Source organism: Mesorhizobium sp. M7A.F.Ca.US.006.04.2.1 (assembly GCF_004022915.1).
GTDB lineage: Bacteria > Pseudomonadota > Alphaproteobacteria > Rhizobiales > Rhizobiaceae > Mesorhizobium > Mesorhizobium ciceri.
Window position 1 is genome coordinate 1 of the sequence record NZ_RZQA01000510.1, and the last position, 4,794, is coordinate 4,794.

General features: G+C 62.6%; 6 protein-coding genes and 2 pseudogenes. 2 read left to right on the forward strand and 6 right to left on the reverse strand.

The annotated features are described in order from the left end of the window. Both EN925_RS23905 and EN925_RS23910 read right to left on the reverse strand, forming a co-directional pair. Nucleotides 1-212: pseudogene (locus EN925_RS23905) on the reverse strand (DUF2155 domain-containing protein); the annotation flags it as partial. A gap of 123 nt (nt 213-335) precedes the next feature. Continuing rightward, nucleotides 336-734: an NADH:ubiquinone oxidoreductase subunit NDUFA12 gene (locus EN925_RS23910; RefSeq protein WP_013531353.1), complete on the reverse strand. Its 399-nt coding sequence runs from the start codon at nt 732-734 to the stop codon at nt 336-338. Between the two features lie 255 nt (nt 735-989). Here EN925_RS23910 and panB point away from each other — a divergent pair, with 255 nt between their 5' ends. Both panB and panC read left to right on the forward strand, forming a co-directional pair. Continuing rightward, nucleotides 990-1,805 (forward strand): 3-methyl-2-oxobutanoate hydroxymethyltransferase, encoded by an 816-nt coding sequence (gene panB / locus EN925_RS23915; RefSeq protein WP_206519294.1) that lies wholly within the window; start codon nt 990-992, stop codon nt 1,803-1,805. Beyond that, complete coding sequence (gene panC / locus EN925_RS23920; RefSeq protein ID WP_127388513.1) at nt 1,802-2,653, forward strand: pantoate--beta-alanine ligase; 852 nt, start codon at nt 1,802-1,804, stop codon at nt 2,651-2,653. Before panB ends, panC begins: the two co-directional genes overlap by 4 nt. Before the next feature lie 37 nt (nt 2,654-2,690). Here the strand turns inward: panC and EN925_RS23925 are convergent, their stop codons facing one another. The 4 genes and pseudogenes from EN925_RS23925 to gatB form a co-directional block, all read right to left on the reverse strand. Beyond that, complete coding sequence (locus tag EN925_RS23925; RefSeq protein WP_013531350.1) at nt 2,691-3,107, reverse strand: hypothetical protein; 417 nt, start codon at nt 3,105-3,107, stop codon at nt 2,691-2,693. Nucleotides 3,108-3,134: 27 nt separating this feature from the next. Next, the gene (locus tag EN925_RS23930) at nt 3,135-3,833 is read right to left on the reverse strand and encodes an AIM24 family protein (RefSeq protein ID WP_127388512.1); all 699 of its coding nucleotides are present in this window, start codon (nt 3,831-3,833) and stop codon (nt 3,135-3,137) included. A gap of 161 nt (nt 3,834-3,994) precedes the next feature. After that, nucleotides 3,995-4,489 carry a GNAT family N-acetyltransferase gene (locus tag EN925_RS23935; protein WP_127370185.1) on the reverse strand — a complete coding sequence of 165 codons (495 nt, stop codon included), beginning with the start codon at nt 4,487-4,489 and terminating at the stop codon, nt 3,995-3,997. A gap of 4 nt (nt 4,490-4,493) precedes the next feature. Then, nucleotides 4,494-4,794 (reverse strand): annotated as a pseudogene (gene gatB, locus EN925_RS23940) (Asp-tRNA(Asn)/Glu-tRNA(Gln) amidotransferase GatCAB subunit B); the annotation flags it as partial.

A 4,794-nucleotide genomic window follows, 5' to 3' on the forward strand; every position in this document is an offset into this window, starting at 1 on the left:
GTCTCGTCGATATAGACATCGAAGGTGATGATCCGGCCGGTGATCTTGTCGATACCGGCAAACTCGGCAACGGCATTGGTAACCCGGTCCGCTCCCGCGGGCGGCGCCGGTGCGGGTGCCGCGGGCTCAGGCGAAGCGGCGAAGGCCACGGTGCTGACGGCAAGACCGGCGGCTAGCGCCAGACTGGCCGATATTGAGTAAGAAAAGCTCATGCAAAGATACCGGTGGTTCGCGCCCGGGTGATTCTGTCGATCGCCAAGGCTAGTCGCCGTTTTCTGATCAGCAAGCAGCTAAACACCAATTGTGGCGATAAAGGACCGGCTTGCACCCTGTCGCTACGACCCGGGTGTCCAGGCATCGTAGTCGCCGGTGACCTGCGGGCGATGCTGATTGGTGAGCACCGAGCCCTTCGGGCGATAGGCCGCCGGGCTGCCGGTCAGATTGGGCTGATGCGGCTTCTGCCAGTCGCGTGGCTTGTAGTCCTCGCTGGACGGCGCGACGTCGACACGGTGGTGCATCCAGCCGTGCCAGCCGGGCGGTATCGCCGAAGCTTCCGAATAATTGCGGTAGATGACCCAGCGGCGCGTGCGGCCTTCCGAATCGATGCCGCCTTCGTAGTAAAAATTGCCGGTCTCGTCCTGGCCGACCTTCTTGCCATACCGCCACGTGTGCAGGCGGGTTCCTATCGTCTGGCTGTTCCACCAGGTGAAAAACTGCGTAAGGAAAGTCTTCATTTCAAAACCCTCGCGCCAGCAGCGCCCGTTTCCTGCTTATGGCGTCAGGCCTTGCCGAAGGCAAGGCTTTTGCCACGGCGTGTGCGCAAATGGCTTTCCTGAAACCCGACACAAGCCTGTGATCCTGCCGGTGGCTGCATGCACGCTTGCCAAGCCTTTGCGGTGTTTCTAAAGCTCTGCGCGCCCATGCTTGTATCCAGCCCGGCTTGAGGCCAAAGGAGGTGACGATTGGCCACGGAATTGCCGACCACCGACATGCGCATCAGCGCCGAGGCGATTCGCCACCGCAAGGGCGGCACGCCGATCGTTTGCCTGACCGCCTATACCTATCCCATCGCCCGTCTGCTTGATCACCATGTCGATCTGCTTCTGGTCGGTGACAGTGTCGCCATGGTCCTCCATGGCCACAAGACGACACTGGGTGCCTCCCTGGAGATGATGATCGCGCATGGGCAAGCCGTGATGCGCGGCTCGGCCAGTGCCTGCGTCGTCGTCGACCTGCCGGCTGGCAGCTATGAGGTCACGGCAGCACTTGCCGTCGCCTCGGCGCGGCGGGTCGTCGACGAAACCGGCTGCCAGGCGGTGAAGCTCGAAGGCGGCGTCGAAATGGTTAGCCAGATCGCGGCCATCGTCGCCGCCGGCATTCCGGTCATGGGGCATATCGGCCTGCAGCCGCAATCGGTCGAGAAGGACGGCGGCTACAAGATCAAAGGCCGCACCGAGGAGGCTGTTGCGGCATTGCTTCGCGATGCGCTCGCCGTCGAGAACGCCGGGGCTTTCTCGGTGGTCATCGAAGGCACGGTCGAGAGGGTCGCCGCCGATATCAGCCGCCGCCTCGCCATTCCAACCATCGGCATCGGCGCCAGCGGCGACTGCGACGGCCAGATCCTGGTCATCGACGACATGGTCGGGCTGACCGTCGATCGCGTGCCGAAATTCGTCAAGGAATACGCCGACCTGCGCAGCGCGATCTCGCATGCCGCAAAGAGCTATGCAGCAGAAGTGCGAAACCGGACCTTCCCGGGCCCCGGCCATGTCTTTTCGGCGACAAACAGCAGGGATGACGCATGAGCCAACCCGTCGTCGTCGACAGCGTTGCCGCACTTCGCACGCAAATCCATGACTGGCGCCGTGACGGCCTTCGTGTCGCCATGGTGCCGACCATGGGCGCTTTGCACGACGGGCACATCTCGCTGGTCAGGATCGCGCTCGAAAAAGCCGAGCGCTGCGTCGTGTCGATCTTCGTCAACCCGACACAGTTCGCGCCGAGCGAAGACCTCGACAAGTACCCGCGCCAACTCGCCCGCGATCTCGACCGGCTCGGCGCGGCAAAGGCCGACCTTGCTTTCACACCGACGGTTGGCGAGATGTATCCCGCCGGCTTCGCCACGAAAATCTCAGTCGGCGGCCCCTCCGCCGGGCTCGAATCGGACTTTCGGCCGACCTTTTTCGAAGGCGTCGCCACTGTCGTGGCAAAGCTCCTCCTGCAGGCAACGCCCGACTTTGCGGTCTTCGGCGAGAAGGACTACCAGCAGCTTTGCGTTGTGAGGCAGCTCTGCGGCGATCTCGACCTGCCCGTCGAGATCGTCGGCGCCCCGACGATACGCGACGCGCATGGTCTCGCCATGTCGTCACGCAACGCCTATCTCGATGAGGCCGAACTGAAGGTCGCCCGCCAACTCAACGTGATATTGCGCAAAACGGCAGTGGCTCTGGCGGGCGGCGCCGACCAGAGCGACGCAACCGAAGAGGCCAGCCGCGCCCTCATCGCCGTCGGCTTCCAGAAGGTCGACTATGTCGAGGCACGCGAAAGCCTGACGCTTGCGCCATGGCGTCGAAACCGCGAAGGGCGTCTTCTCGCAGCAGCATGGCTCGGCAAGACCAGGCTAATCGACAATGTGGGGGTTCCCGCTGCCTAGCGAAGGCTCGATCCTCCGCGGCGGATTGCTGCCGCGCCTAGCTCTCGCTCTTTTGCCGGCCGGCCCTGACGATCAGGTGTCCCGCGACGATCCCAACCACCCCGGCAAAGGCTTTCACCAATGCATCGATGAGGCGTGCATGGCGACCGGGATCAATGAGCTGAAGCAGTTCCAGCATGCCGGCGATCACAGCCACGAAAATCACCACTTGATACAGTCGGTTGGGGAAGCCGACCGCCAGGGCGAAGCCCAGCAGGACATAAGCCAAGGCACGCTCGACATTTGCTTCAGCGAGGTGCGGCCGCATCTGGATCGGCGATAAGGTCGCGAAAATGATGATGGCGAGCAGCGCCAGCGCCGCAGTGCGGAACAATTTGGTCATGGCCCTTGCATATCCGTGGTGAGCCGGCACGGCAAACGCCGCGATGACGCATGGCCGGATCGTGGCCGCCATTGCTGCCCGCCAGTGGCCTTCGCCGAACTATTCCTCGGTCGGCATATGCAGATACATCGACTGGATGCCGACACGGCCCGGTCCGGTGAATCGGTTCACGATGAAATTCATGTTGGCGCCAAAGAAGCCGCTCGACAGGCGATCGATCTTGGTCTCCATCCTGACCGAGGCATCCTTGAACAGCCAGCCGCCCGGTTCGATGTCGATGGTTTCGCCGGCGGCGAGCGTCTTTTCGAAGACGTTGCCATAGCCGTGCAGCCAGACGATGCCATCGCCGGAATCACCGCGAAAGCGGTCGATGAAAAAGCCGCTCTGGCCGAACAGCATCGTCGCCAGGCCGCGCACCCGTTCGAAGGTGTAGTCGACATTGCCGGTGGCGGCGAGAAACTGGTGCTCGCGCACCTGGATCTCTTCGCCGTGCCTGAGATGGATCGGCACGATGTGGCCCGGCCCATCGCGGCTGAAGGCAATGATGCCCGCCCCCGACGCCTCGGTGACGAAGATCTGCATGCCGGCCATCATGCGCTTCAGGGCGCCCTTCAGCGATTTCAGGCCGATGGTGATGGTGGAATTCTTCCACAAAAGGATGTGGTGCTCGAAATAGACCGGCATGCGCGTGACATCGACCGAAAGCACCGGCACCAGCTCGCCCGCTATATGATAGGTGACGCTGCCAAAGGTCTCGTCCGACACCTGTGTCGGCATCAGTTCCGGCAAGCTTGGCATGACGATTCCCCAAGGTGCCTCGCATGCCACCGGTCAAACACCGATCATGGCTGGGGTCAGCGGCCACAGCTTTGCGCTCGATATTTGCGCCGTCAAATGAAAGCCGTGCGCTCGAGGGTCCACTCGCAACAACGTGATGCAATCGCGCGATCATCGAGCGCTCAGGCGGTCAGCATCCGCTCAAGAATCAACGCAGCAATCCCGGACTGCGCCGGCCCATAATTGTCGGCCCCGCCAATCTCGGCAAAGCCGTTGGCCAGATAGAAGGCGACCGCACGCCTGTTCTGCTCCACGACCTCGATGCGTAGAGAGCGGGCTTCCGGAAAATTCTCGATCACCTCATCGAGCAACATCCCGCCGATGCCCCGGCCTTGCAGGTCGGGTGCGACATGGAGCTGTTGCAGGTCGACCACGGTGCCGCCTTCGACGCTTTCGGCATAGGCGACGCCGCCAATGCGCTTGCCGTCGTCTGCGACCAGGAATTCGGCATTCGGCCGCTCAAGGCTAGCTCTCAATTTCGCCGGCGAACACCAATCCTCGATGACCCGGTCGATCCGATCAGGGCCATAGACCGCGTCATAGGTCGTGTGCCAGGTTTCGACCAGCAGCGCCCGGATGGCCGTCAGATCACGTTCACCTGCGGTGCGGACAAACACCGCGCTACTCGATGCCCAGCTTGGTCTTGACGAGGTCGTTGACCGCTTGTGGATTGGCCTTGCCGCCGGTCACCTTCATCACCTGGCCAACGAACCAACCGGCCATGCTCGGCTTGGCGCGCGCCTGTTCGACCTTGTCGGGGTTGGCTGCGATCACCTCGTCTACGGCCTTCTCGATGGCGCCGGTGTCGGTGACCTGCTTCATGCCACGGCTCTCGACCAGCTGGCGCGGATCGCCGCCCTCATTCCAGACGATCTCGAACAGGTCCTTGGCGATCTTGCCGGAAATGGTGCCGTTCTTGATC